Source organism: Aurantimonas aggregata (genome assembly GCF_010500835.1).
GTDB lineage: Bacteria > Pseudomonadota > Alphaproteobacteria > Rhizobiales > Rhizobiaceae > Aurantimonas > Aurantimonas aggregata.
This window is the reverse complement of record NZ_JAAAMJ010000006.1, coordinates 33,663-58,938: the sequence shown is the minus strand read 5'-3', so window position 1 is coordinate 58,938 and position 25,276 is coordinate 33,663. Positions and strand designations below refer to the sequence as shown.

Below are 25,276 nucleotides of genomic sequence, written 5' to 3'. Positions count from 1 at the left end.
AGCGTGTACCGTAGGTTGTTCGAAGCGAAGCGCTTGTCGCGCGATGCGAAACTAAATTGGCCTTACACTATTGGAAACTGAGGAAATCTCGACGGGTGTGCTGGCAGCCCTGCTGGAGCAGATGGCGCGACGACTGCATTCGCAGGGCTACGCGTCGCATCTGTTTCCCGCACAATGGGCCGCGCTTCGCTATGTGCAGCTGGCTGCTCCGGAGCGGCGCACCGCGATCGATCTAGCGCGGTTCCAGGGACTGGCTTCCGGTGCGGTAGCACGGACCGTCCGGACATTGATCACCAAAGGCTATCTAATCAAGCGCGGCACGATCGGGCGTGGCCGGGCCGAACAGCTGGAGCTGACGGATCGCGGTCTGACGCTGCTCAAGAAGGATCCGCTCCGCAAGGTCGCCGATGCCCTTGACGGCCTTGGCGCGGATGAGCGGCAGACATTGGTGAAGAGCCTGGAGAAGGCGATCCGGGCGACGACGTCCGGCGAAGTTCCCACCCTGCCCTGATCAGGCCTGCTGAAGCTCGACGACCAGCGGCAGATGGTCGGATGCCGCCGCCATCCACGCCGGCACCGGCAGGATTGTCACCTGCAGGGACGCCGACGCGTAAAGCCGATCCATGTGAACCAGCGGCCAGCGCGCCGGCCAGCTCGGCACCGAGGCGCGGACCGGGAGCGGCGCCGACAGCGCGGCGTCGACCGCGCCGTCCCGGCGCCACTCGTTGAAATCGCCGAGCGCGACGACCTGCCCCTCATCCGTCCCGATCGTCGAGGCAAGGAAGCCCGCCTGCACGCGACGGTTCCGCGGCCCCAGACCGAGATGCGTGGCGATCATCCGCACCGGTCCAAGCGCCGTCTCGCATACGACATCCACCGCCGCGCGGCGCTCGAAGCCGCCGCCGGGCAGATCATGGACGCGGCTGTCCCGGATCGCGCCGCGCGACCAGAGCAGATGGCCGTAGTCGCCCTGCTCCCGTCGCACGGTGCGCGCTTCGACCCTGTGCCCACCAAGGCGCTCGGCGAAGAACTCGAAGGCCCGTTTCCGGCGTCCGAGATGCGAGCGGCCGTCGACCTCCTGCAACGCGAGGATGTCGGGCTCGAGCGCGGCGATGACCGCAAGCGTGCGTTCCGGGTCGCAGCGACCGTCGCGACCGACCGAGCCGTGGCAGTTCCATGAAACGATGCGCAGGCGCCGTGGGGCGCGAGGATCAGGCGAGGTACGGCTCGTCGGCGGCATCAAGATCCGCGCGCATCCGGGTGACGAGCAGGCTGGTATCGGCGGTGCAGTTGTCGTGCGTGAGGAGATCGCCGGGCTCGACGATCGCCGTGACGCGGGACTTTTCCGCCAGGCCCAGCGGCAAAGCCCGCCTGGCGCGCCCGTCGGCCCAGGTCATGGCGTAGCCGCGATAGTCCGACTGGCCGATCCGTCCCAGCGTCTCGCCCGGCATCAGCCGACGCTTGGCGACGGCGCCGCATTCGGCGACCGGCCGGTCGATCGGCACCATGTCGGGGCGCTGGTACATGACGGCGCGGACGGCCGAGAGGGGCGTCTCGAGGCTGGTCAGGTGGAACGGCCGGACGAGGGCGAAGCAGGGACCGGGACCGACCTTGAGATCGGCCATCCGATCGATAGCCCGCGGATGGCGCGGCTTGACGATGCAGAACACGCCCGGCGCGACGCCCTTGCCGATTGTGTAGTCGACGCAGCCGGACCGCGACAGGATGCCGCCATCCTCTTCGGTGCAGAGAATCTGGCCGAGATTGTCCACCGTCGCTTCCGGCCCGTGCATGCCGGGCACGTCGGGCTTGAGGCCGGTGCAATTGGCGATGGCGGTCATCTCCACCATGGTCTTCGAGCCGTCGATGAACTCGACCAGCATCCGCGCATTCATGTCGCGGGCGCGCGCCTCTTCCTCGTACTCCTCCGGCACGGCGGAATGGCGCAGCGGGTTGTTCTTGCCCTTGCCGGCGGCGATGACCTCCATGCCGAGGCTCTGGGCAAAGCCGATCAGTTCCAGCGTCGCCGCCGGCTCGTCGCCGGCCGAGCCGGTATAGACGACACCGGCCTCCCGCGCCTTGCGCGCCAACAACCGGCCGACGGTGATGTCGGCCTCGACATTGAGCATGACGATATGCTTGCCATTGCAAATGGCTTCCAGCGCCAGGAACGTGCCGATCTCCGGGCTGCCGGTGGCATCGACGATCACGTCGATATGGCCGCTGGCGCAAAGCGCCCCGAGATCGTCGGTCACGGCGATGCGCCCCGCCTCGATCGCCCGGTCGATGGCCTCGGCGCCCGAGACGATCGCGCCGTGTCCGTCGTCGTGGCCGGCCATGGCGATCGCCGCCATCGGACGGGTCGGGCTTTTGGCCGCCACCGCACCGATCCTCACGCCCGCCATCAGGGCCACCTGGACGACGATGTCGGTGCCCATCTGTCCCGCGCCGGCAAGACCTATGGTGACCGGCCCATGCCGATCGGTATAGGCGGCAAGTTCGGCGGCGAAGCCGACGCGTTCGATCATGGGGCTGGCGTCCTCGATGCGGGCATGGCCAGGATGGCTCCGGCCAAGTGCGGGGTATCTAACGGTTTTCACCGCAGATGTAACCGCCGTTCGCATCACGTCGCCGGCGCGGCGATTTGACCTCGATCAAGGCCGCTCCCACACTCGCTTCCTAGAAACGGAACAATTACATGACCGACGACGAGAGACCACGCACGCCCAAACCGACCCGGGAGGAACGACTCCAGGAACAGCTCCGCGCCAATCTGAAGCGCCGCAAGGAACAGGCCCGGGCTCGCCGCGAGCCCCGCAAGGAAGGCGTGCTTCCCGGCGACAGCCTGCCGGCGACGGGCGGAGAAACAACCGACTGACCGACATCCGGCAAGGCCGGCGGGCGCCCGGTTCCGGGCGTTTACCTGGTTCATCGACCACCGGATCGCGCGTATCTCCCGGCTCATGTCCATCCGGCATGTGTCCAATTATTATTACGATTACTGTCAATTCAGATTGACATTTATGGGCAGGCAAGGCCCCCCTACGGCATGGACTTCGCCGGACGGCCGACTTAGAACGGTTCTGACAAGGAGCACTCATGATCGATTATCAGAGCCATTTCCAGTCCGCGATCGAAGCTCTCCACGCCGAGAAACGCTACCGGGTGTTTGCTGATCTCGAGCGGATTGCGGGCCGGTTCCCGACGGCGCTCTGGCGCCATGACGGCAAGGCGCGCGAGATCACCGTGTGGTGCTCCAACGACTATCTCGGCATGGGCCAGCATCCGGACGTCATCGCCGCGATGACGGCGGCCGTCACCGCCATGGGCTCCGGTGCCGGCGGCACGCGCAACATTTCCGGCACCAATCATCCGCTGGTCGAGCTGGAGCGCGAGCTCGCCGACCTGCACGGCAAGGAAGCGGCGCTGGTCTTCACCTCCGGCTTCGTCTCCAACGAGGCCTCAATCTCGACGATCGCCAAGCTGCTGCCCGACTGCCTGATCCTGTCCGACGAGTTGAACCACGCGTCGATGATCGAAGGCGTGCGCAAGTCCGGCGCCAAGAAGCAGATCTTCCGCCACAACGACGTCGCGCATCTGGAAGAGCTGCTGAAGGCCGCCGATCCGGCCCGGCCCAAGCTGATCGTCTTCGAAAGCGTCTACTCGATGGACGGCGACGTCGCGCCGATCGAGAAGATCGTCGAGCTGGCCGAATACTACAACGCCATGACCTATATCGACGAGGTCCATGCGGTCGGCATGTACGGCCCGCGCGGCGGCGGCATCTCCGAGCGCGACGGCATCGCCGAGCGCATCGACGTCATCGAGGGCACCCTCGCCAAGGCCTTCGGCGTTCTCGGCGGCTACATCACCGGCACCCGGGCGCTGATCGACTCGATCCGCTCCTATGCGCCCGGCTTCATCTTCACGACGGCGCTGCCGCCGGCGCTCGCCGCCGCGGCCACCGCATCGATCCGGCACCTGAAGACCTCGCAGAGCGAGCGCGACGCGCAGCAGCGCCAAGCAGCCCGCGCCAAGGCGGTGTTCAGCGACGCCAAGCTGCCGGTCATGCCCTCCGACACGCATATCGTGCCCCTGCTGGTAGGCGATGCCGACCTCTGCAAGAAGGCGAGCGACCACCTCCTGCAGCGCCACGGCATCTACATCCAGCCGATCAACTATCCGACCGTGCCCCGCGGCACCGAGCGGCTGCGCATCACGCCGACGCCGCTGCACGGCGACGGGCTGATCGAAACGCTCAAGGACGCGCTGGTCGAGACCTGGCAGACCGTCGGCATCCGGTTCTCGACGGAACAGCCGCAGCATGCCGAGCGTTCGTCCGCGGTTACCTCGCTCGTGGTCTCGCAGGCAGGCGGCTGATCGCTTCGCAAGACCCACGGGCGCCCTTTCGCACCATGGGTATTCGATGAAGCTGTCTCTCCCTGCCCTCGTCGGCAAGCTGCCCCGCCCCGCCACGGCCGAATGGCCCGACGGCGTCTTCGACATCGAGGCGCTGGCGCACGGCACGATGTCGCTGCAGGTGTTCGCGCCGCGCGGCGAGGATCGCCAGCAGCCGCACGACCAGGACGAGCTCTACATCGTCGCCGCCGGCACCAGTGACTTCATCCGCGACGGCGAAGAGGAGAGCGTGGCCGCTGGCGACGCGCTGTTCGTGCGGGCCGGCATCGAGCACCGCTTCTTCAACATGTCGGATGACTTCGTCACCTGGGTGATCTTCTGGGGACCGGCCGGCGGCGAGGCGCCGGCGCCCTCACCCTCTGTCTTTGCCACCATCGACGCCTGACCCGGCTTCCGGGTCAGGACCATCCGCAGCGGTCGCCGCGCGGGCGACACGGGTCGCCAGCAACGGCACCAGGAACGCGATCGCCAGGAAGCGCACGACGTGATGCGCGGCGACATAGGCGGGATCGACATCGAACTGGAAGGCCAGCACCGTCAGCGCCTCCAGCGCGCCGGGCGCATAGGCCAGCGCCACCTTGCCGGGCGCGAGTCCGAGGGAGAGGATCGCGACCACTGCGGCGATCGCCGACAGACCCAAGGCGATGACGAACGAGCCGACCGACGCCGGCAGGAGGCCGGCGAGTTCCCGCCGCCCGATGCCGCGCAACCGCGCGCCGATCACCGCGCCGAGCAGCACCAGGCAGAATGCCGCGAGCGCCGGCGGGATCGGCGCAGTGACGAAGCCGCCGCCATGAAGGATGGCGCTGGCGATCAGCGCGCCCAGCATCATGCCGCCGGGCACGCGGGAGAAATGCCCGGCCACCGCACCGATCCCGCACAAGGCGAACATCAGCGCATAGTCCGGCAGGGTCGCTGCGGGATGGCCCGCGGCAAGAATGCCGATATCGCTCTGCAGCCAGGCAAGCGTCGGCGTCAGCACCCCGATGAGCATCAAAAGCCGCACGCTCTGGACGACCGCGACGCGCGCCATGTCGGCCCGCGTCTGCGCCGCAGCCGCGATCACGAAGGACAGCGCCCCCGGCATGGAGGCGAACAGCGACGTCGGGTGATCCCAGCCGAGACCGCGTCGCAGGAAGGCGTAGCTCGCGGCGATCACGACGACGACGCCGACCATCTGGATGGCGAAGGAGGCCGGCCACAGCGCCAGTTGCTCGAGCACGGCCGGGGTGACGCCGGAACCGGCCTGGATCCCCAGCACGAAGAAGGCGAAGCTGCGCAGGGTCAGCGGCAGGCGCGTATCGAGGCCGGCAATGCTCGCCGCGGAGACCACGAGGACCGGGCCGAGCAGCCACGGCACCGGAAAGCCGAGGACGACGCCGGCCGCCCCCGCCAAGGCCGCGAGGACGAGCGTCGCGGCGAGCGCGACGATCCGCTGCCGGGGAACGGCCCTCACGCCGACCGGCCGATCCAATCCGCGATCCGGTCCGCCGCGATCTCGACCTCGTCGAGCCGGCGATGGAAGCACGCGCGCAGGAAATGCGTGCCGGCAGGGCCGAACGCGGTCCCGGGCGCAAGGCCCACGAGCGCCTCGTCGACCAGCCGGAAGGCCGCCGCCCGCGTGTCGCTGATGCCGTCCACCGCGAAGAACGCATAGAAGGCGCCATCCGGCCGCGTCATCGACACGCGGTTGGTCGCCAGCAGGCGGTCGGTGAAGATGTCGCGCGCCTTGGCGGCGCGCTCGACCTGGCTGGCGACGAAGCTTTCGCCGTCCTGCAGCGCCGCGACGGCGGCGCGTTGCATGAAAGTCGCGACACCCGAGGTCGAGTACTGGATGAGATTCTCCAGCACGTCGCCATAGGCGGGGCTGGTCTCGATCCAGCCGATCCGCCAGCCGGTCATCGCCCAGTTCTTCGAGAAGGAATTGACGAAGAAGATCGAGTCGGCCTCGTCCATGACGTCGTGGAAGGACGGCGCGCGGCCGCCCGCATAATGGAAGCGGTTGTAGATCTCGTCGGCGATCACCGAGATGCCGTTCGCCCGCGCCAGGTCGAGGATTGCCCTGAGCTCGCCCTCGTTCGCCGTCCAGCCCGTCGGATTGGACGGCGTGTTGATGAACAGAGCGCGGGTCCTCGGCCCCATGGCGTCCGCCAGCTTCTGCAGGTCGAGGCGCCAGCCGGCTTCGGTGAAGTCCAGCGACACCTCGCGCGCCACGGCACCCTTGACGTTCACCGCCGCGGCGAAATTCGGCCAGGCGGGGCCCAAATAGACCACCTCGTCGCCGGCGCTGGCGACACAGGCGATGGCGAGCTGGATCGCCTGCATGCCCGAGCCGGTGACGAAGAACCGTTCCGGCGCGGTGGGCCGGTCGTAAAGCCGTTCGGTATAGGTGGCGAGCGCCTGGCGCAGCTCCGGGATGCCGCGCTGCCAGGTGTAGAAGGTCTCCCCGGCGGCAAGGCTGGCGGCGGCCGCCTCGCTGATGAAGGCCGGCGTCGACAGGTCGCCCTCGCCGGCCCAGAGCGGGATCAGCCCCTCGCGGCCGCGGGCATAGGTCATCACGGCGACGATGCCGCTCTCCGGCGCCTCGACCGCCTCGCGGCTGAGGCGTGAAAGATCGCTCATGGCTTGGCCTTCCGGGAAGGGTCGGGGCGGGGCTAGTCGTCCCCGTTTTCGCCTTCGGCCTTCCGGCCGATTCAGTCAAGCCCCGAGACGGTTCGGATCGCGAGACCCGCGGTCAGACGCGGGGCGTGCGCTCCGTCGCGACCGCCATCAGGTCGCGGATTTCCTCGAGCAGCTTCTCGTTGCGGGGCACCTCTGAAATTTCCGGCGGCTTGGCCTCCTCCTGGCGCTTCAGCCGGTTCATCGCCTTGACGACGAGGAACAGGATGAACGCGACGATCAGGAAGTTGATCGTCAATGTGAGGAAGTTGCCGTAGGCGAGCACCGGCCCCTGTGTGCGTGCGTCGACGAGGTTGCTCGCCGTCACGCCGCTGCTCAACGCGATGAACTTGTTCGAGAAGTCGACGCCGCCGGTGATGACCGCCACGATGGGCATGAACAGGTCGGCGACGATGGCGTTGACCAGCCCGGAGAAGGCCGCGCCGATGATGATGCCGATGGCAAGGTCCACCATGTTGCCCCTGAGGGCGAATTCCTTGAACTCCTTGAGCATCGGCTTTTCCCTGACGCGACCCGAATCCGGCGGGACGCCCGATCATACTATCGCAGCGTCCTGTCACCAACGCCGGCGGGAAAGGCGGAACTGGACTTGCGGCGCTGCCGGTGTTTCTTTCGATCCGTCTGCGGCGCTTCTCGCCGCCGGTCGGGGAGGCCGGTTTGCATAGCGGAATCATCGTCGTCACGGCGATCGTCTATCTGCTGCTGCTCTTCGCGGTTGCCTGGTGGGGCGATCGGCGCGCTACGCGCCAGCCACCGGCACGCATCAGCCGTCCCGGCGTGTATGCGCTGAGCCTTGCGGTCTATTGCACGTCGTGGACGTTCTTCGGCTCGGTCGGCGTCGCCGCGCGCGAAGGGCTGTCGTTCCTGGCGATCTATCTCGGGCCGATTTTGGTCTTCGTCCTGGCGCCGCGCTTCATCGAGCGGCTGGTGCGCCACGCCAAGGCCGAGCGGATCACCACCGTCGCCGACTTCATCGGCTCGCGCTACGGCAAGAATCCCTCGGTGGCGGCGCTGGCGACGGTCATCGCCATCATCGGCACGGTTCCGTACATCTCGCTGCAGCTGAAGGCGATCTCGACCAGCGTCGCGACGCTGGTGACGCATTATTCCGCGACCCCGGAAATGCCGCCGATGTTCGCCGACCTGGCGCTGCTGGTGGCGACGGTGCTCGGCGTGTTCGCCATCCTCTTCGGCACCCGCCATGCCGACGCCACCGAGCACCAGGACGGGCTGGTGCTGGCCGTCGCGATGGAATCGCTGGTCAAGCTCGGGGCGTTTCTCGCCGTCGGCATCTGGGCGACCTTCGTCCTCTTCGAGCCGCGGGAACTCCTGTCCGCGGCGAAGGCGCACCCGGGCTTCGCAGCGACGTTCGACGGCCAGATCGGCGGGCATTTTCTCGCCTCCATGGGCCTCAGCGCGCTGGTCATCCTGCTGTTGCCGCGGCAGTTCCACATGACAGTGGTGGAGAACCGCACGCGCGAGGAGATCCGCCGCGCCCGCTGGCTGTTCCCGCTCTATCTGGTGCTGATCAACATCTTCGTCGCGCCGATCGCCGCGGCCGGCGTGCTCATGCTTGGTCCGAGCGTCGACGCCGATCTCTACGTGCTGTCTTTGCCGCTGTCGCAGGGCCAGGATGCGCTGGCGCTGTTTGCGTTTCTCGGCGGGCTTTCCGCGGCGACCGCCATGGTGATCGTCGCCAGCGTCGCCCTGTCGATCATGATCTCGAACGATCTCGTCCTGCCGTGGCTTCTCAAGCACCGCGGCCACGGCGCCGACAACAAGCGCGACGAGACAAGGCTGATCCTCAATGTCAGGCGATCGGCGATCCTCGTCGTCGTGTTCCTCGGCTATGGCTATTACCGCTTTGCCGGCATCGGCAGCGGCCTCGCCTCGATCGGCCTCCTGTCCTTCGCCGCCATCGCCCAGCTGGCGCCTGCGTTCCTGGCCGGACTCTACTGGAAGCGGGCCAATGCCCGCGGCGCCATGGCGGGGCTCATCGCCGGCATCGTCGGCTGGGCCTACACGCTGCTGCTGCCGGCGCTGTTCGGTCCGGCCGTCGTGGCGGACTCCCTCGACGGCCTCGCGGCTCCCGGCCCGGCAATGGACCCGCTGCTCTACGGCTGCCTCGTCAGCCTGTCGGCCAATGTCGTGTTTCTCGTCCTCGGTTCGCTCAGCCGGCAATCCAAGCCGCTGGAGCGAATCCAGGCGGCGATCTTCGCCTCCAGCGACGCCGGACCGGCGGCGGGGCTGCGCCGGACCCGCGCCGACGTCACCGTCGGCGAACTCCGCGCGACGATCGCCCGCTATCTCGGGCCCGAACGCACGGACCGCTCGCTGGCGCGGTTTGCCGAGGGCGAAGAGCGCGATCTCGACGAGGCAGCGCCCGCCGATAGCGCCACGATCCGCTTCTCGGAGCAGCTGCTGACCTCGGCGATCGGCTCGGCCTCCTCGCGGCTGGTGCTCTCCCTGCTGTTCCAGCGCCACGCCAAGTCGAGCCCGTCGGCCCTGCGGCTACTCGACGACGCCTCCGAGGCGCTGCAGTACAATCGCGATCTCCTGCGGATCGCGCTGGAGCAGGTCGACCAGGGCCTGGCGATCTTCGATGCCGACTACCGGCTGACCTTCTGGAACCGGCAGTTCCGCGACCTGGTCGGGCTGTCGCCGGAATTCGGCCAGATCGGCACGCCGCTCACCGTCGTCCTCGAGGAACTGCTCGGCGCCGGCGAGATCGACCGCGCCGAATACCGGGCGAGCTTCGAGGTGCTGACGCGCCCGCCGGCGCTGCGGCAGATCAGCCTCATCCAGTCCGGCCGGGTGCTCGAATTCCGCGCCAACCCGATGCCGGAGGGCGGGCTCGTCGCCACCGTCTCCGACATGACCGAGCGGGTGCGGCGCGCCGCGGCGCTGCGCGAGATGAACGAGACGCTGGAGGAACGGGTGCGCAACCGCACCGCCGAACTGCTGACCGCCAATGCCGAGCTCGGCAAGGCGCGCCACGCCGCCGACGCCGCCAATCTCGGCAAGACGCGTTTCCTGGCCGCCGCCGGGCACGACATCCTGCAGCCGCTGAACGCCGCCCGGCTCTATGTCTCGGCGCTGCAGGAGCGGCACCAGAACCTGCCGGGCACCGAGATCGCGGCAAATATCGGCTCGTCGCTGGAAGCGGTCGAGGCGATCATCGGCGCTGTGCTCGACATTTCGCGGCTGGATGCCGGCGGCATGCAGGCGAAGATCGAGGATTTCCCGCTCGGGCCGCTGCTGCGCCAGATAGAGACCGACATCAGGCCGCTGGCGGACGAAAGGGGGCTGTCGCTGCGCTTCGTCGCCACCAGCGTCGCAGTGCGCACGGATCGCAATCTGCTGCGGCGGCTGATCCAGAACCTCGTGTCCAACGCGGTGAAATACACGCCCGCCGGCAAGGTCGTCGTCGGCGTGCGCCACCGCGGCAACCGGCGCATCGAGATCGAGGTCGCCGACAGCGGCATCGGCATCCCGTCCGACAAGCTGCAGTCGATCTACCAGGAATTCGTGCGGCTCGACGAGGGAACCCGGACCGCGCGCGGCCTCGGGCTCGGCCTGTCGGTGGTCGACCGGATCGCCCGCGTGCTCGACCTGCCGATCACCGCGACCTCCGAGCATGGCCGCGGCACCCGCTTCCGCGTCGGCCTGCCGCTGGCGCGGACAAGGCCGGTCGAGATCGCAGCGGCGGAGGCGGTCCCGGCGCCCGGCGGGCTGTCGCTGCGCGGCACGCATGTGCTCTGCATCGACAACGAAGCCTCGATCCGGGACGGCATGAAGACGCTCCTCAGCGGCTGGGGCTGCCTTGTCGACACCTATGCGACCGGCGCCGAGGCGGCGGCGGACCTCGTCGCCCGCGGCGCCGTCCCCGACATCGCGCTGGTCGACTATCATCTCGACTTCGGCACCGGGCTGGAGGCGATCGTCCTGCTGCGCCGTGTGCTCGACCCCGCGCTTCCGGCCATCCTGGTGACGGCAGACCGATCGCCGCAATTGCGAGAGGAGGCGCTCAGCGTCGATGTCGACGTCCTGACCAAGCCGCTGCGGCCGGCCTCGCTCAGGGCCGCCATGGCGCGGCGCGGCGGCCGGCGGGAAGCGGCCGAATAGGCACGAGGGGGAGCCGTCGCTTCAGGCTAGAAAGCCGGTGTCGAGATCGATGCCGAGCTTGGAGAGCCGGATCACCGCCTGGGTGCGGCTGTCGACGCCGAGCTTGAGCAACACCGCCGAGACATGCGCCTTGATCGTCGCTTCCGAGATGCCGAGTTCGTAGGCGATCTGCTTGTTCAGCAGCCCCCGTCCGAGCATGGTCAGCACGCGGGTCTGCTGCGGGGTGAGCGTGCGGATGCGCTGGATCAGCTCGGTCACTTCCGGATCGCGCTCGGCATCGAGCGGCACGTCCGGCGGCAGCCAGACATCGCCGGCGAGCAGCGTCTGGATCGCGCGGCGGATCTCCTCGAAGCCGGTTGATTTGGGGATGAACCCGGACGCACCGAGATCCAGCGCTCTCGCGACGATCGGCGCATTCTCGATGCCGGAAACGATGGCGATGGGGATGGAGGGATACTCGGCGCGCAACAGCGCCAGGCCGGAAAGCCCGCTCGTGCCGGGCATGGCGAGATCCAGGAGCAGCAGGTCGGCCTCGGGATTGTCTGCCAGCGCGCGGGCGGTCTCGTCGAAATCGGCGGCCTCGACGATCGTGCCAGGCTCGGGCAGTGACGCGAGGATCTCGCGTAGCGCCCCCCGAAACAGCGGATGATCGTCCGCCACGATAAACACCTGGCCCATCAAGCGCCCCTCCCTGCCGTGGTCAGCCCCGTCGCCAGCATGTCATCGCCGTTCCCCCCGCGCGTCCCTTCAATACCCTATGCCGCCGCGGATCAAGCGCCGCCTTCCGTGGAGGCAGACAGGCTTCCGGCGAAGTGCAGGACGATCTCGCGCCTATGAGGTCGGGCCCGGTGCTCCACGAGATAGACGCCCTGCCAGGTGCCGAGCATCATCCGGCCGCCCATCACCGGAACGGCAAGGCTGGTCGCCGTCAGCGCCGCCTTGATATGGGCCGGCATGTCGTCCGGACCCTCGATCGTATGAACGTAGTCGCCATCTTCGGGGGCGAGCCCGTCGAGCGCCGCGAGGAGGTCGTGCTGGACGTCGGGATCGGCGTTTTCCTGGATCAGCAGCGATGCCGACGTGTGGCGGACGAACAGCGTGACGAGCCCGTCCGCGGCGCCGGCGGCACGGAGCCGCTCATCGACACAGCGGCTGACGTCGAGCATCGCGCGGCCGGGCGTTTCGATCGTGAGGATCTCGATATGCTGTTGCATCGCCGCTCCCTCCGGGGACCCGGCGCATGCCGACGGCACGCTTTTCGCCCTACTCCCGCGTGCCCACCGTCCTAGCTTGTCGTTTGCAAAAGAGGAAACGGCAATGGCCAAGGCGCATCTGACAATCGATCCGGCAGCGTTCGATCCGGCACTGACGGATCCGGAGCTCACTGCGCTCAACGAACGGATCATCGCCGAGCACAAGAAGCGTCCTGACCCCTGGTCGGTGCCGGTGGAAAAGACCCGCGAGTTGCGCAAGGCCGGCTTCGGCACCTTCGTCATGGCGCCGAAGGACAAGGCGGCCGAGACGCTGGTGCATTTCGGCTCGGCGGGGCGCCGGATCGAGATCCGCGTGCTCCGGCCCTCCGACGGCCAGACGCGCGGCACGTTCCTGCACTTCCACGCCGGCGGCTGGGTATTCGGCGGCGCCGAGGAATCCGATCCGCGGCTGCGCCAGCTCGCCGACACGACCGGGCTGACGGTCGCCTCGGTGGAATATCGGCTGGCGCCGGAGCATCCGTTCCCGGCCGCGCCGGACGACTGCACCGACGTCGCCGTGGCGCTCGCCAACGGCCATCTCGACCTGCCGCGCGGCTATCTGGCGATCGGTGGCGAGTCGGCCGGCGCGCATCTTGCCGTGCTGACGATGATCCGGCTGCGCGACGAGTATTCGATGATGCCCTACAAGGCCGCCAACCTCGTCGCCGGCTGCTACGATCTCTCGCTGACGCCGAGCGTGCGTCGCTTCGGCGATGAACGGCTGGTGCTGAACACCGAGGACGTCAAGGAATTCGTCCTGCGCTTCGTGCCGGACCACATCTCGCTGAAGGACCCGGCGGTGTCGCCGATCTATGCCGACCTCGCGGGCCTGCCGCCGGCGCTGTTCAGCTGCGGCACCGGCGATCTCCTGATCGACGACACGCTGTTCATGGCAGCGCGCTGGGTCGCCGCCGGCAACGAGGCGGAGCTGTCGCTGACCAATGGCGGCGCGCATGTCTTCGAGTCGTTTCCCACCGAGGCAGGACGCCAGTCGCTGGCGAAGATGGAAGAGTTCCTGCGACGGAAGATGGCGTCGCCGATCTGAGCCGCGATCAGGTGCGGTCAGGCGGCGTCGCGTCGTCCGGTTCCGGGCGGGACACGTCGCGCTCGAGATCCCGCACGATGTCGGCGAAGCCGCTGAACAGCTTCTTCATCTGCTCGACGGCGTAGTCGGCATCGTCCCGGTCGACCAGTGCCCGCCGGCTCGCCTCCAGCGCCTCGACGCGACTTTCGAGCGCATCCAGACGCGACATCTCTTGGTCACGACCGGGGCCGCGCGGCGTGTCATCGCAGGCAACCGTTCCCGCCTCGGACCGGCAGAAGACGATCGCACCGGTCTGGGTGTCGAGACGGGCAAGGCCTCCGTCGACCGGCTGCATCTGGTATCGGCCGGCAGCCACTTCGTCCTGGGCGGAGGCGGCAGTGCCGAGCAGGGCGATGCCGGCGACCATGAGAGACATCAGGCGGATCATCGAGCGCTTCCTTATCCCCGGCCCGCTGCGGGCAATTGGATCTTTCGAGTCCTAGACGCCTGGCGTGACCGTCTCATGGCGACGGCCGATTGACGTATCCGCCGGCCTCTGGCAACCCAGCGGCCATGGACGAGCCCATCTACAAGATCGCCCCGCTGCCGCTGTGGCAGGCGGCCAAGGCCAGTGGCCGCTTCGACGGCGCCCCGGTGGACGAGGCCGACGGCTTCATCCATTTCTCCACCGGCGCGCAGGTGCGCGAGACCGCCGCGCGGCACTTCGCGGGCCAGCGCGATCTTGTCCTCATAGCCGTCGATCCGCAGCGCCTTGGCGAGGCGCTCCGCTGGGAGCCGTCCCGCGGCGGGGCGCTGTTTCCGCATCTCTACGGGCCCCTGATGCTCGACGCCGTGCTGTGGCGCGAGGACCTGCCGCTGGCGCCGGACGGGCACCACCAGTTTCCCGGCACGGTGCGATGAAACGCCTGTACCAACTGGCGCGCCCGGCGATCTTCCGGCTCGATCCCGAGCGGGCGCACGGGCTGTCGCTGGCGGCGCTGAAGCGCGGCCTGGTGCCGAGAATGAACGTTCCCGTCGATGATCGGCTACGCGTCGAGGTGGCCGGCATCGCCTTTTCCAATCCGCTCGGCCTTGCCGCCGGTTACGACAAGAATGCCGAGGTGCCGGACGCGGCGTTGCGGCTCGGCTTCGGCTTCGTCGAAGTGGGCACGCTGACGCCGCAGCCGCAGGAGGGCAACCCCAAGCCGCGCATCTTCCGGCTGGAGAAGCAGCGCGCCGTCATCAACCGGCTCGGCTTCAACAACGAGGGGCACGCCGACGCGGCCGAGCGCCTGGAAGCGCGGGCACGCAAGTTCGGCATCGTCGGGGTCAATGTCGGGGCCAACAAGGATTCGGCCGACCGCGTCGCCGACTATGTCGAGGGGGTGAACCGCTTCGAGGCGTTGGCGAGCTACCTGACGATCAACATTTCCTCGCCCAACACGCCGGGGCTGCGCGCCTTCCAGAGCGGGTCGGAACTAGACCGGCTGCTGGTTGCGGTGATCGCCGCGCGGGACGGCTACGCGGCGCTGTCGGCGACGCCGCGCAAGCCGCTGTTCGTCAAGGTCGCGCCTGATCTTGCGCCGGGCCAGGTCGAGGAGATTGCCGAGGCGGTGATCAAGCGCAAGGTTGACGGGCTGATCGTCTCGAACACCACCCTATCCCGGCCCGATCTCGGCGCCGACCCCAGCCTGCACGAGGCCGGCGGCCTGTCCGGCCGACCGCTGATGGCGCTCTCGACTTATGTGCTGGCGCAATTCCGCAAGGCGCTCGGGCCGAATTTTCCGCTGATCGGCGTGGGCGGCGTCGACAGCGCTGCGACCGCCATTCGCAAGATCGAGGCGGGCGCCGATCTGGTGCAGCTCTACACGGGCCTCGTCTATGACGGGCCGGAACTGCCGACCCGTATCCTCACCGGCATGCTCAGGCATCTGGATCGGACAAGGACGGCCCACATCGCCGATATTCGCGATACGAAGGTGGACGAGGTGCTGGCGTCGCCGCCGCCGGGCATCGCCTGAGACGGATCGTCCCTAGCTGCTCCAGGAGTCCGCCAGTGCCGGTGCGGGCACGAAGCTGGCAGGTGGCTGCGACGATGGCGGCGGGTCGAACACACCCTCTTCCAGATACCGCATCACCCGCAACACGTCGCTGCGCACGAACGGCTTCGGCAGGATGCCGTGCCCACCTGCGAAGTCGTTCGGCACCTTGCGGGGATTGCCTGTCACGTAGATGACGTAGGCCTGCGGCCAGACCTCGCGGATGTAGGCGCAGGCATCGAGACCGCTCGAGCCTTCGGCGAGCTGGATATCGACGAATGCGACATCCATTTTCACCTCGACCGGCAGGCCCTGCAGAAGGCGCAGGCAACTCGCTTCGCCGATGACCTCGTGGCCGGCATCCTCGATCATGGCCTCGATGTCCATCGCGAGAAGCGCCTCGTCCTCGACGATCAGAAACTTGAGGGGCGACGTACGCATTACTGTCATCCTTGATTGTCGGTCACGACGCCACCGGGAAGCGGATCGAGACATGCGTGCCGGACGCCGCCCCGTTCCATTCTGTCTCCGCGCCGATCTGCCGCGACAGACGCGCGACCAGCGACCGGCCCACGGAACCATCAAAGGCAGCGTCCGGGTCGAAACCCGGCCCGTCGTCGCGCAGATCGATCAGCGCGTGCCCGTCCACCTGCCGCACGCCAAGGGAAATTTCGCCACCCCTGCCGTTGTCGTAAGCGTGCTTGACAGCATTGGTGATCAGCTCGTTGAGGATCAGGCCGACGGGTGCCGCCTGATCGGCGGCGATGTGGACCGTCTCGCATCGGCTGCTGAGCATAATGTCCGAGCGTCCGCTGGCGCCCAGCACATCCTCGGCCAGGCTTTCGGCAAAGGCGCCGATGTCGAAGCGCGTGATGTCGTCGTTCTGGTAAAGCCGGCGATGCACGGCTGCGAGTGCATCCACCCGCTCCAGCATGGTCTCGAGCGTCCGGCGGAACTGCGCATCAGGCAGCGAGCGGGATTGCAGGCGAAGCAGCGAGCCGATCATCGTCAGATTGTTCTTGACGCGGTGATCGACCTCGTGGAGCAGCAGCGTCTTGGCTTCCAGCGCCGCCTCGAGATCCTGCGTGCGAGCGAGAACCTCCGCCTCAACGATTTCCTTCTGGCGGGCCAGCGTCCTTTCCGTCTCCACCCGATGCGTCATGTCGAGTTGCGAGGCGAAGAAGAACTGGACGTCGCCATCGTCGCCCCTGACCGGGCTGACAAACAGCGCATTCCAGAAGGTCGTCCCGTCCTTGCGGTAGTTGAGGAGATCGACATTGACCGATCGCTCCTGGGCAATGGCCTGCCGCACCTGGTCAATCGCAGCGCCATCCGTCTCGGCGCCCTGGAGGAAGCGACAGTTGCGGCCGATGATCTCGTCGCGATCGTAGCCGGTCAGGTCCTGAAAGGCCTGATTGGCGAAGACGATCGGATTGTCCTCCCGCCGCGGGTCGGTGATGATCATCGACATGCGCGTACCGCGAATGGCGGCCGCGAAGGGATCCCCGCGTCCAAGTTCATGGCCGATGATCTCGGTCAGATGCCAGTCGTCGCGCTGTTTCATGCCTCGGGGACCGTTGGAGTGAGTCGGGATGATCCGGCCTAAATCTCTATGCCACGCTATGTTTATGGCGGTCGGCTAACGTGAGGGCGGCAGATTCTGTTCCCCCGCCACCTAGTAACGGGCCGGTAACACCGCGTTCATCACGGCGATCTGACGGTCAGCGACAGCGGCACATCACGGCGTTCCGCCAGGTGCCGGGAAGCTCTGGTCGCGCCGCCGCGGCAGCAGTGCCAGCAGGCTGAAGCCGCGCAACCCCAGGAAGAGCAGCATCGCCAGCCAGAGCCCGTGATTGCCGTAGAGCCCGGTCAAGCCGTAGGCAGCGACGGCAAAGAGGGCGACGGACACGAGCATCATGTCGCGCATCGTGCGCGACCACGTCGCGCCGATGAAGACACCGTCCATGATGAATGCCAGGGCGCCGGCAAAAGGGGTCATCGCCGCCCAGGCGAGATAGGTGCCGGCCGACTGGCGCACGGCCACGTCCGTGGTGAGGAAGGCGACGAGCGCTTCACCCGCGAGGAGGAAGAGCGCCGACAGCAGCAGCGACAGGCCGATGCCCCATCCAATCGTAAGGCGCACGGCCTGGTCGAAGGCCGGGCGAAAACGCGCGCCGATCGAGCGGCCGACGAGCTGTTCGGCCGCTGTCGCCATGCCGTCGAGGAAATAGCCGCCGACGAGGAAGAGGTTCATCAGGATGCCGTTGGCTGCCAGGACCACGGCGCCGAGCTGCGCCCCGAGCCGGGTGAACAGCACGAAGGCGCCGAGCAGGCAGAAGGAGCGGATCATGATGTCGCGATTGACTGAGACCATCCGCAGGAAGCCCTGCCGCTCCATGATCGCCTGCCGCGACGGCCTGTCCCGCCGGTCGAAGCCGCGAATGACGATCCACAGGCCGACGAGCGCCCCCACTGCCTCGCCGCACACCGTGCCGAAGGCGACGCCGGCAATGCCCCATTCGAGGACCAGGCCGAACAGGACAGAGAGGCCGATGTTGGTGCCATTGACGACGATCTGGAGGCCGAGCCCGAGGCCGCCTTGGCCCCGCCCCAGTACGTGACCGAGGATGGCGTAATTAAGCAGCGCGAAGGGCGCAGAAAACATCCGCACGAAGACATAGGTCCGCACGGTCTCGGCAACGCCCTCGCCGGGCGCGATGGCGAGCAGGCCGAGAGCGGTGACCAGTGGCTCGGCGAGTATCAGCACCAGGCCGATGACGAGGGCGAGCGCGATGGCGCGCCAGAACACCGCCTGCACCTCGCGGTGATCCTCGGCGCCGACCGCCTGGGCGGTGAGCCCGGTGGTGCCCGTCCGCAGGAAGTTGCAGGTCGAAAAAGCGAAGTCGAAGACCAGGGCGCCGACGGCGAGACCACCGAGCGCCTCGGCATCGCCGATCCGCCCGACCACGGCCGTGTCGGTGAGACCGAGCAGCGGCGTCGTCAGGAACGCCAGCGTCATTGGCAGGGTGATCCGCCAGACGTCGCGATGGCCGACCATGAACGGCCGAACGAACGGCGCAGCACCACCCGGCGCCGCCGCGATCGCCCTCGGTTCCGGATCGTCGTCGTCGCGCCGCATCATTCGTGGGTGCCATCGGCGCATCCGCCGCGCAAGCAAAAGCTGCATGGCTGGCGGCCGTGACCTATCTTGCGGCGGCATGAGCGTTCCGATCATCCACCACCCCGCCTTCGACGCGCAGTTCGACGCCAGCCATCGCTTTCCGATGTCGAAATTCAGCCGGCTGGCGGAGATCCTCGTCGAGGACGGGATCGTTTCCGCCGGCGGGTTCCACGTGCCGACACCCGCGTCGCCTGAGTGGCTGCGCCTTGCCCACGACCCGCTCTATGTCGACCAGGTGCTGAGCCGGACCGTACCGGCGGCGATCGAGAAGGCGATCGGTTTCGCGGTGGACGAGAAGGTCGCCCTGCGCTCGCGCTGCGCGACCGGTGGCACGGTGCTGACCGCGAAGCTGGCCCTCGCCGAGGGGCTCGCCTGCAACACCGCCGGCGGCAGCCACCATGCCGGGCGAAACGGCGGCGCCGGCTTCTCGGTGTTCAACGACGTCGCCGTCGCGGCCGCCGGGCTGCTCGCCGAGGGCGATGTCGGTCGCATCCTCGTCGTCGACTGCGACGTCCATCAGGGCGACGGCACGGCGCGGATCTTCGCGGGCGAGCCGCGCGTGTTCACGCTGTCGCTGCACGGGGCGAAGAACTACCCGGCGGTGAAGGCGCAGTCGGACTGGGACGTGGCGCTCCCCGACGGCACCGGCGACGCGGCCTATCTGGCGGCGCTCTGGGCGGCGCTGCACACGGCGTTCGACATCGCACGGCCGGAACTGGTCTTCTACAACGCCGGGGTCGACCCGCATGGCGACGACCGGCTCGGACGGCTGTCGTTGACCGACCAGGGCCTCGCCGAGCGCGACCGCACCGTTATCGGCTTCTTCCGCGACCGCGCCGTTCCCGTAGCCGCCGTCATCGGCGGCGGCTACTCGCGCGACATCGAAGCGCTGGCACGTCGGCATACGATCGTGCACCGCGTCGCGGGGGAATTTGCGTGACCGATGAGAGTCCCCGCGTTTAGCGCCATCGCCTCAGCGGCGGCCGCCCATGCTGAAAAGCCGCGAGATGATGAACAGCGGGATGACGATCGCCGCGCCGAGGAGGAAGAAGTCGAACGCCCGGTCGAGCGAGCCGAAGACGGTGATCCACAGCCAGTCGAACAGGTCGACGAACCAGTCGATGACGTCCCAGGGGCTGAAGGAAAACCATGAGAGGATCAGCCCGACCGCAATGGAAAGAAGGATCAGACGGATCGCGACGCTGAGCGGCGATCCTCCGAGAAAACTGTTGACCCGTTCCGACATGATCCGCCTCTCGTGCTGCGCGTCCCCTGTCGGGCAGGTAGGCGAGCGGGCGCTGCGGCGCAAGAAGTCGAGCTAATCCGGCAGCATCGCCTGCAGCGTTTCCAGGCGGTCGGCCTCGAAGGCCGGCTTGTCCCATCTGAGCCGCGAGACGCGCGGAAACCGCATCGCGACGCCGGATTTGTGGCGGGTCGAACGCGCCAGTCCTTCGAACGCCACCTCGATGACCAGCCCGTGGTCGGGCTCGGCCCGGACCGAGCGGACGGGGCCGAAGCGCTCCACCGTGTTGTCGCGGACATATTTGTCGAGCTGCTTCAGCTCCTCGTCGGTGAAGCCGAAATAGGCTTTGCCGACCGGCACCAGCTCCAGATCGTCCTCCGGCCCGGTCCAGACGCCGAACGTATAGTCGGAATAATAGCTCGAGCGCTTGCCATGGCCGCGCTGGGCATACATCAGCACGGCATCGACCAGGCGCGGGTCCTTCTTCCACTTGAACCACGGGCCCTTCGGCCGGCCGGGCACGTAGACCGAGTCCCAGCGTTTCAGCATCAGCCCCTCGATGACCGGATGCGGCGGCTCGGCGCGCAACGGCCCGAGGTCGTCGAACCGGTCGAACGGCACCAGCGGCGAGAGGTCGAAGCGCGAGGGCACGAGGCCGACGAGGAAAAGCTCCAGCCGCTTGCGCCGCTCGGCGAAGGGAAGGCCGCGCAGATCCTCGCCGCCCGCCTGCAGCAGGTCGTAGGCGCGCAGGAACACCGGATAGCGCTTCAGCACCGCGGCGGAGACCGCCTTGCGGTTCAGCCGCTGTTGCAGGTCGGAAAACGTGCCGACGACGATGTCGTCGCGCGGGGGCTCGGGGTGCGCCGCGACCTTCGGCTTGCCGGACTTTGCGTCCACCGGCCGGGCGACCAGCAGCTCGCCGTCGAGCGAGCCGTCATAGGTCATGAAGTCGACGAGGTCCGGAAAGGCGCCGGAAATGTCGTCGCCGGTGCGCGAATAGAGCCGGCGCACGCCGCGCTCGGCGGTCGCCTGGACGCGGATGCCGTCCCATTTCCATTCCGCCGCATAGACGCCGGGCTCAATCCTCCCGTAGTCCGGCGCTTCCAGCGCATGCGACAGCATGACCGGGCGGAACGGCGAGGCTGCCGCCGATTCTGGCTTCTCGGCACGGCCCTCCAGCCAGGCGAAAAGCGGCTCGTAAGGCGGCTCGAGCCCGTGCCAGAGCTCCTCGATGGCGGCGATGTCCTGGCCGCCGAAATCGGCCAGCGCCTGCTTGGCGAGCCGGGCCGAGACGCCGATGCGCATCGCGCCAGTAACCAGCTTCAGGAGGGCGTAGCGCCCCGAGGAGTCGAGGCGGTCCAGCCACGCTTCGATCAGCAGCGGTCCCTCTCGGCGCGTCGCCGCATCGAGCGCGCCGACCACTTCCGACAGGGTCGGCGGCTCGGCGATGGCGCGGACGCCGTCATGCGGCGCCGGCCAGACCAGCGCGATCGTCTCGGCGAGATCGCCGACATAGTCGTAGGAATAGCCGAACAGCACCTCGTCCATGCGCTCGGCGATCAGCCCGCGCAGCATCGCCGGCTTGACGCTCGATATGTCGAGCCCGCCGGTGATCGCCGCCAGCGCATAACCCCGCTCGGGATCCGGCACCGCGGCGAAGTGATCCCGCAGCAGCCGCAGCTTGCCGTTGCGCGCGGGCGTCAGCACCAGTCGGTCGAGAAGTTCGGCGAAACGCTGCATGTCCATCCGGCGGCATTGAGGTCGCCAGCGCAGATAGCGCGGCGCGGCCTGCGGTCACCGGCCGGCTCTACCCGGCCGCGGCGGCCGGCAGGACGCGGGTGCCGCGGATGCCGCGCTGGCGCAGATGGTGGCGCGCGGTGAAGAGCGTGTCGGCATCCACGCCCGGCTCGCGCAGCAGCCATTCCAGATAGGCGTCGGGAACCCGCGCCAGATCGACGCCCTTGTGGCGGCCAAAGCGGAACCGTGCGAGCAGCGCCGGCTCGAGCGAGACCCTTTCGGCCCGCTCGAGGAAATCGGCGAGATCGGCGCAGCGCGGCAGCAGCTTCGCCGTGATGGCGGCCAGCAACACGGCGGTGCAGGCGGCGTCGTAGAGCGCGCGATGCGGGTGCTCGCCCGCCAGCAGCGGCGCCACCGGCGAAAGCCCGAGCGGCACGTATTTGATCAGGCTCTGCAACCCGTGCGCCGGCAGCGTCGGAAACGCCCGCAGCGCCAGCTTGTGGGTGCACAACCAGCGGCCGGTCAGGCGCAGCCGGGAGCGGTCGAACTCGGCGCGCTGTGCGGCATAGATGGGCGCCCCGGCGAAGGATTTCAGCGCCTCGGCAAAAGGTGGCGCGCCGTCGAGCATGGCGTCGGTGATCCGGTGGACGCGGCGGGCATGCGGATTGATCACCGCGCCGCCCGGGTCGCAGAAGCTGCGCATCGGGTTGACGATCGCGCCGCTGGCGAGATCGATGTCCACCGAGCCGATCTCGATCACCGCATCCTCCGACAGCTTCTGGCCGGCTGTCTCGGTATCGATGACACGGACGACCGGCGGCGGCCGATCGTCGAACAGCGAGAGCGTGGTGGGAACGGGCGGGAACAGGTCGGACATCGGGGAGAAGATCGGGCTTGTGGCGACGCGGCGCAAGTCGCACGGCGGTCGCAGGGTCATAGCGGACTGGCTGGAATATTCGATGCCCTCTCCGGTTTGCCCGCCTCCCCTGCCGCCGGCTCACCACATTGGCCGGCCCGCGACCCCCATTGCCGCTTGAACCCGGCGCCGATTGCGGCTATCAGAGCCCGGTTCGCGGGCGAGAGCCATGCGCGGGCCGCTTTAGCTCAGGTGGTAGAGCACATCATTCGTAATGATGGGGTCGCAGGTTCGAGTCCTGCAAGCGGCACCAACAATTCCAATAAGTTAGAAGCGGCGACCGTGAACAAGCGGGGAACACGTGAGACGCCGTGAGACTTGAACCCGTCTCACGGGGTTCTCATGGCGTTCTCTTTCACTCGCTCTCGCCCTCGTCCGGCTCGTCGAACCAGGCGACCATCTTGCCGATCGCGGTGTCGGCCATGTCGGGGTGCTGCGCCAGGTAGTGCTTGAGGATGGTGTGGGCGGACTGCGCCGAGTGGCCGGTGACGGAACAGATCTGCGCGATCGTCGCGCCGGCGAAGCCCATCCAGGTGACGGCCGTGTCGCGCAGATCCTGATCGTGAAAGTCTGCGAGTGAGGGGCACGGCGCCAGGCGCCATTCGTCGGATCCCTCGCGCTTGATGCCGGCGGCCGCCTGATCGCGGATCTCGCCGAAGGTGTGGCGGTAGTGGTGCGCCTTGAACGGGCGCCACTGGCGCTCGTCGAGGACGATCTGCGGATCGACGATACCGGCGACCTCGCGGCGCTTGCGGCTGGCGACGAGGCGGCGCTTGAGCTCCGGCGCCTCGAAGATCTCGACGATCGCGCCGGTCTTCTTCTGTCGGAAGACGCGGCGGCCGCGGGCGAGCTCGGTCTTGTGCGCGACGAGGGCAAGGCGATCGTTCTGGCGCTGCCCGGTCCAGACCCCCAGCATCACCATGTCGCCGATCTCCGGGCGCCCCAGAGCGTCGGCCGTCGCGACCAGGGCGGCGATCTCCTCGCGCGTGCCGAAGCGCACACGCGGCTCCGGCGTGGTCAAGCCGAGGCCGATGCAGGGATTGCCGGCGAGCGTGACACGCCCGCGCCGGCGGCCCCAGGAGATCGCGGCCGAGAGCGTCGCCATGACGGCGCGCGCCGACGACAGGCCGCGCTGTTCCCAGAGATCCTCGAACAGGCCGAAGGCGAGCTGCGGCGTCAGCACGGCGACGGCCGCGTGATAGAACTCCGGATCGTGCTTCTCGAAGGTCTTCATCGCCTGGCGATAGTTGTTGCGGGTGTTGAGCGCATAGGCCTTGACGTCGCGCTTGCCGACGGCGGTCGCCTCGCCCCAACGCGGGCTGCGCTGCCAGTCCTCGAACAGGCGCGCGAAGGAATAGACCACCGGCGCCTGGCGCAGGGGCCTCGCGCCCTTCGGCCGCCGGCGGTTGGCGGCGGTGAGATCTGCCACGCGCCGGCGCTGGATCTCGGCCGCGCGTTCCAGCGACCAGTCGGTCGCCTCACCGACACTGTACCAGGTGCCGTCACCGTGCCGGAGATCCTCGCCCTTATAGCCGAGCGCGCGAAGGGCGGCGCCCGGCACGAAGCGCGGGCGCCCGTCGCGCCAGGCGACGAGCGGGATCTTCGGGGGCTTGCTCACCGGCTTGTCTCCTTCTTCGGCAGCGCCGCCTCGGCAGCTTCGATCAGCCGCTCGAGGACGGCAAGCCGCTCGGCCAGGAGCCGAGCGGCATAGTCGGCGACCGTCACGTGCGGCCACCATAGCGCGCCTCGAGCGAGGCGCGCTGTCCGTCGACGAGGCGCAGCATTGGAGCGGCGTTCGGCCGGAGGGCCGAGTTGTCTGCCCCGCCCGTAAGCTCTTCGCGCTGCTCGTCGCTGGCGGGAACCCCGGTCGCGTCGATCCAGACCTCGACCGCACGTCGCGACCAGCGCCAGCCGCAACCGGGCAGCCGCGGCGGGAAGCCCGCCTTGGCATGCATGCGCCAGGCCGACGCCTTCAACCGCTCGACCGAGATGCCGAGCGCTTCGGCCAGCTCGTCGACGCCGAGGAACTTTTCGGCGATCGACGGACGAGAAATGTCCGGGCATTTGTTAAGTGCAGGAATGTCCGGACATTTATTAAGTGCTGGCGCGCTCATCGCAGTTGCTCCCCGGCGGCGGTGCGGAAGCCCACGAAGTTCTCCTGGTTGCGCACGTTCTCGCGCTCGATGCTCGCCTCGGCGCGCTGCAGCGCCCAGGTGATCGGTGGCCCGAAGGTCGCCGTCATTCCAATCGCGAGGCCGCAGCCGAGCAGGAACTGCTGCAGCGGATCCCGCCGGTCACTCCGCATTGGAGCGCTCCCGCTGCTTCAGGCGGCGTTCGCCACGCTTGCGGCGGATCATCTGCCGGATCTCGAGGCCGAGCCCGGTCGCTTCAATCCGGTCGCGTCCGGAGCCGTGCCGAATGACGGCAAGGTTCTTCTGCTTCAGCAGCGCGGCGACGTCGAAACTGATGTCCTGGTCGCCAGGCGTTTCCCAGCGATTGCGGCCGCGCCGGTAGCGGTTACGGCAAAGCCGATCAAGGGCCTGCTTCTGGGTGTCGTTCAGCAGGATGTCCGGTGGCGGGTTGCCGCCGGTCGTGTAGGCAATGGACATGGAAGCCTCCGTTATTGAGAACGAAGGCAGAAAATCCAAAATGGTTTAATC

Annotated in this window: 27 protein-coding genes and 1 tRNA gene; 10 read left to right on the top strand and 18 right to left on the bottom strand. The window is 68.1% G+C overall.

Translation table 11 applies throughout. The annotated features are described in order from the left end of the window. The first annotated feature begins 97 nt into the window (after positions 1–97). Positions 98–511 (top strand): MarR family winged helix-turn-helix transcriptional regulator, encoded by a 414-nt coding sequence (locus tag GTW51_RS10320; protein WP_163043847.1) that lies wholly within the window; start codon positions 98–100, stop codon positions 509–511. Here GTW51_RS10320 and GTW51_RS10315 read toward each other — a convergent pair whose 3' ends face one another. Continuing rightward, positions 512–1,240 (bottom strand): endonuclease/exonuclease/phosphatase family protein, encoded by a 729-nt coding sequence (locus GTW51_RS10315; RefSeq protein WP_163043846.1) that lies wholly within the window; start codon positions 1,238–1,240, stop codon positions 512–514. Then, positions 1,212–2,528 (bottom strand): NAD(P)H-dependent oxidoreductase, encoded by a 1,317-nt coding sequence (locus GTW51_RS10310; protein ID WP_203566011.1) that lies wholly within the window; start codon positions 2,526–2,528, stop codon positions 1,212–1,214. The genes GTW51_RS10315 and GTW51_RS10310 overlap by 29 nt, the downstream gene beginning before the upstream one ends. Before the next feature lie 170 nt (positions 2,529–2,698). Here GTW51_RS10310 and GTW51_RS10305 point away from each other — a divergent pair, with 170 nt between their 5' ends. From GTW51_RS10305 to GTW51_RS10295, 3 genes are all read left to right on the top strand, one after another. Beyond that, positions 2,699–2,878 carry a hypothetical protein gene (locus GTW51_RS10305; protein ID WP_163043788.1) on the top strand — a complete coding sequence of 60 codons (180 nt, stop codon included), beginning with the start codon at positions 2,699–2,701 and terminating at the stop codon, positions 2,876–2,878. Between the two features lie 221 nt (positions 2,879–3,099). Beyond that, the gene (gene hemA / locus GTW51_RS10300) at positions 3,100–4,380 is read left to right on the top strand and encodes a 5-aminolevulinate synthase (RefSeq protein ID WP_203566010.1); all 1,281 of its coding nucleotides are present in this window, start codon (positions 3,100–3,102) and stop codon (positions 4,378–4,380) included. A 46-nt stretch (positions 4,381–4,426) separates the two neighbouring features. Beyond that, entirely contained in the window at positions 4,427–4,804 is a 378-nt protein-coding gene (locus tag GTW51_RS10295; protein WP_163043845.1) for a cupin domain-containing protein, read from the top strand. On the opposite strand, the gene GTW51_RS10290 is transcribed toward GTW51_RS10295, so the two are convergent. The 3 genes from GTW51_RS10290 to mscL all read right to left on the bottom strand — a co-directional run bounded on the left by GTW51_RS10290 (position 4,772) and on the right by mscL (position 7,591). Beyond that, complete coding sequence (locus GTW51_RS10290) at positions 4,772–5,875, bottom strand: AbrB family transcriptional regulator (protein ID WP_163043968.1); 1,104 nt, start codon at positions 5,873–5,875, stop codon at positions 4,772–4,774. The genes GTW51_RS10295 and GTW51_RS10290 overlap by 33 nt on opposite strands. Next, positions 5,872–7,041, bottom strand: a complete 1,170-nt coding sequence (locus GTW51_RS10285) for a pyridoxal phosphate-dependent aminotransferase (RefSeq protein WP_163043844.1) — start codon at positions 7,039–7,041, stop codon at positions 5,872–5,874. The genes GTW51_RS10290 and GTW51_RS10285 overlap by 4 nt, the downstream gene beginning before the upstream one ends. Before the next feature lie 112 nt (positions 7,042–7,153). After that, positions 7,154–7,591 (bottom strand): large conductance mechanosensitive channel protein MscL, encoded by a 438-nt coding sequence (gene mscL / locus GTW51_RS10280; RefSeq protein ID WP_163043843.1) that lies wholly within the window; start codon positions 7,589–7,591, stop codon positions 7,154–7,156. A 164-nt stretch (positions 7,592–7,755) separates the two neighbouring features. Here mscL and GTW51_RS10275 point away from each other — a divergent pair, with 164 nt between their 5' ends. Further along, positions 7,756–11,223, top strand: coding sequence for a hybrid sensor histidine kinase/response regulator (locus GTW51_RS10275; protein ID WP_163043842.1), 3,468 nt, complete (start codon positions 7,756–7,758; stop codon positions 11,221–11,223). A gap of 21 nt (positions 11,224–11,244) precedes the next feature. Here the strand turns inward: GTW51_RS10275 and GTW51_RS10270 are convergent, their stop codons facing one another. Both GTW51_RS10270 and GTW51_RS10265 read right to left on the bottom strand, forming a co-directional pair. After that, positions 11,245–11,904: a response regulator transcription factor gene (locus GTW51_RS10270; RefSeq protein WP_425483237.1), complete on the bottom strand. Its 660-nt coding sequence runs from the start codon at positions 11,902–11,904 to the stop codon at positions 11,245–11,247. Positions 11,905–11,993: 89 nt separating this feature from the next. Continuing rightward, positions 11,994–12,437: a secondary thiamine-phosphate synthase enzyme YjbQ gene (locus GTW51_RS10265; protein ID WP_163043840.1), complete on the bottom strand. Its 444-nt coding sequence runs from the start codon at positions 12,435–12,437 to the stop codon at positions 11,994–11,996. Positions 12,438–12,540: 103 nt separating this feature from the next. Between GTW51_RS10265 and GTW51_RS10260 the strand changes: the two genes are divergently transcribed. Beyond that, positions 12,541–13,521 (top strand): alpha/beta hydrolase, encoded by a 981-nt coding sequence (locus GTW51_RS10260; RefSeq protein ID WP_163043839.1) that lies wholly within the window; start codon positions 12,541–12,543, stop codon positions 13,519–13,521. A 7-nt stretch (positions 13,522–13,528) separates the two neighbouring features. Here GTW51_RS10260 and GTW51_RS10255 read toward each other — a convergent pair whose 3' ends face one another. Further along, a complete protein-coding gene (locus tag GTW51_RS10255) occupies positions 13,529–13,948 on the bottom strand; it encodes a hypothetical protein (protein WP_163043838.1) in 420 nt (139 codons plus the stop codon). 125 nt (positions 13,949–14,073) lie between these two features. On the opposite strand from GTW51_RS10255, the gene GTW51_RS10250 reads away from it, so the two are divergent. Further along, positions 14,074–14,421 (top strand): DUF952 domain-containing protein, encoded by a 348-nt coding sequence (locus GTW51_RS10250; protein WP_163043837.1) that lies wholly within the window; start codon positions 14,074–14,076, stop codon positions 14,419–14,421. Then, positions 14,418–15,521 carry a quinone-dependent dihydroorotate dehydrogenase gene (locus GTW51_RS10245; RefSeq protein WP_163043836.1) on the top strand — a complete coding sequence of 368 codons (1,104 nt, stop codon included), beginning with the start codon at positions 14,418–14,420 and terminating at the stop codon, positions 15,519–15,521. Before GTW51_RS10250 ends, GTW51_RS10245 begins: the two co-directional genes overlap by 4 nt. Positions 15,522–15,533: 12 nt before the next feature. Here the strand turns inward: GTW51_RS10245 and GTW51_RS10240 are convergent, their stop codons facing one another. The 3 genes from GTW51_RS10240 to GTW51_RS10230 form a co-directional block, all read right to left on the bottom strand. After that, positions 15,534–15,980 carry a response regulator gene (locus GTW51_RS10240; RefSeq protein ID WP_163043835.1) on the bottom strand — a complete coding sequence of 149 codons (447 nt, stop codon included), beginning with the start codon at positions 15,978–15,980 and terminating at the stop codon, positions 15,534–15,536. Positions 15,981–16,002: 22 nt separating this feature from the next. Then, positions 16,003–17,103, bottom strand: coding sequence for a PAS domain-containing protein (locus GTW51_RS10235; protein ID WP_163043834.1), 1,101 nt, complete (start codon positions 17,101–17,103; stop codon positions 16,003–16,005). Between the two features lie 174 nt (positions 17,104–17,277). Continuing rightward, a complete protein-coding gene (locus tag GTW51_RS10230; RefSeq protein WP_246232956.1) occupies positions 17,278–18,597 on the bottom strand; it encodes an MATE family efflux transporter in 1,320 nt (439 codons plus the stop codon). A 160-nt stretch (positions 18,598–18,757) separates the two neighbouring features. Between GTW51_RS10230 and GTW51_RS10225 the strand changes: the two genes are divergently transcribed. Then, a complete protein-coding gene (locus GTW51_RS10225; protein ID WP_163043833.1) occupies positions 18,758–19,660 on the top strand; it encodes a histone deacetylase family protein in 903 nt (300 codons plus the stop codon). A 33-nt stretch (positions 19,661–19,693) separates the two neighbouring features. On the opposite strand, the gene GTW51_RS10220 is transcribed toward GTW51_RS10225, so the two are convergent. The 3 genes from GTW51_RS10220 to GTW51_RS10210 form a co-directional block, all read right to left on the bottom strand. After that, positions 19,694–19,966, bottom strand: coding sequence for a DUF6460 domain-containing protein (locus GTW51_RS10220; RefSeq protein ID WP_163043832.1), 273 nt, complete (start codon positions 19,964–19,966; stop codon positions 19,694–19,696). Between the two features lie 72 nt (positions 19,967–20,038). Next, the gene (locus tag GTW51_RS10215; protein WP_163043831.1) at positions 20,039–21,703 is read right to left on the bottom strand and encodes a cisplatin damage response ATP-dependent DNA ligase; all 1,665 of its coding nucleotides are present in this window, start codon (positions 21,701–21,703) and stop codon (positions 20,039–20,041) included. 67 nt (positions 21,704–21,770) lie between these two features. Next, entirely contained in the window at positions 21,771–22,577 is an 807-nt protein-coding gene (locus GTW51_RS10210) for an exonuclease domain-containing protein (RefSeq protein WP_163043830.1), read from the bottom strand. Between the two features lie 216 nt (positions 22,578–22,793). Between GTW51_RS10210 and GTW51_RS10205 the strand changes: the two genes are divergently transcribed. Continuing rightward, positions 22,794–22,869, top strand: a tRNA-Thr gene (locus tag GTW51_RS10205). Between the two features lie 102 nt (positions 22,870–22,971). On the opposite strand, the gene GTW51_RS10200 is transcribed toward GTW51_RS10205, so the two are convergent. From GTW51_RS10200 to GTW51_RS10185, 4 genes are all read right to left on the bottom strand, one after another. After that, positions 22,972–24,234, bottom strand: coding sequence for a site-specific integrase (locus tag GTW51_RS10200; protein ID WP_163043829.1), 1,263 nt, complete (start codon positions 24,232–24,234; stop codon positions 22,972–22,974). Positions 24,235–24,337: 103 nt separating this feature from the next. Beyond that, the gene (locus GTW51_RS10195; RefSeq protein ID WP_163043828.1) at positions 24,338–24,730 is read right to left on the bottom strand and encodes a helix-turn-helix transcriptional regulator; all 393 of its coding nucleotides are present in this window, start codon (positions 24,728–24,730) and stop codon (positions 24,338–24,340) included. Next, positions 24,727–24,921 carry a hypothetical protein gene (locus GTW51_RS10190; RefSeq protein ID WP_163043827.1) on the bottom strand — a complete coding sequence of 65 codons (195 nt, stop codon included), beginning with the start codon at positions 24,919–24,921 and terminating at the stop codon, positions 24,727–24,729. Before GTW51_RS10190 ends, GTW51_RS10195 begins: the two co-directional genes overlap by 4 nt. Next, positions 24,911–25,225 carry a hypothetical protein gene (locus GTW51_RS10185; protein ID WP_163043826.1) on the bottom strand — a complete coding sequence of 105 codons (315 nt, stop codon included), beginning with the start codon at positions 25,223–25,225 and terminating at the stop codon, positions 24,911–24,913. Before GTW51_RS10185 ends, GTW51_RS10190 begins: the two co-directional genes overlap by 11 nt. Positions 25,226–25,276 lie beyond the last annotated feature (51 nt).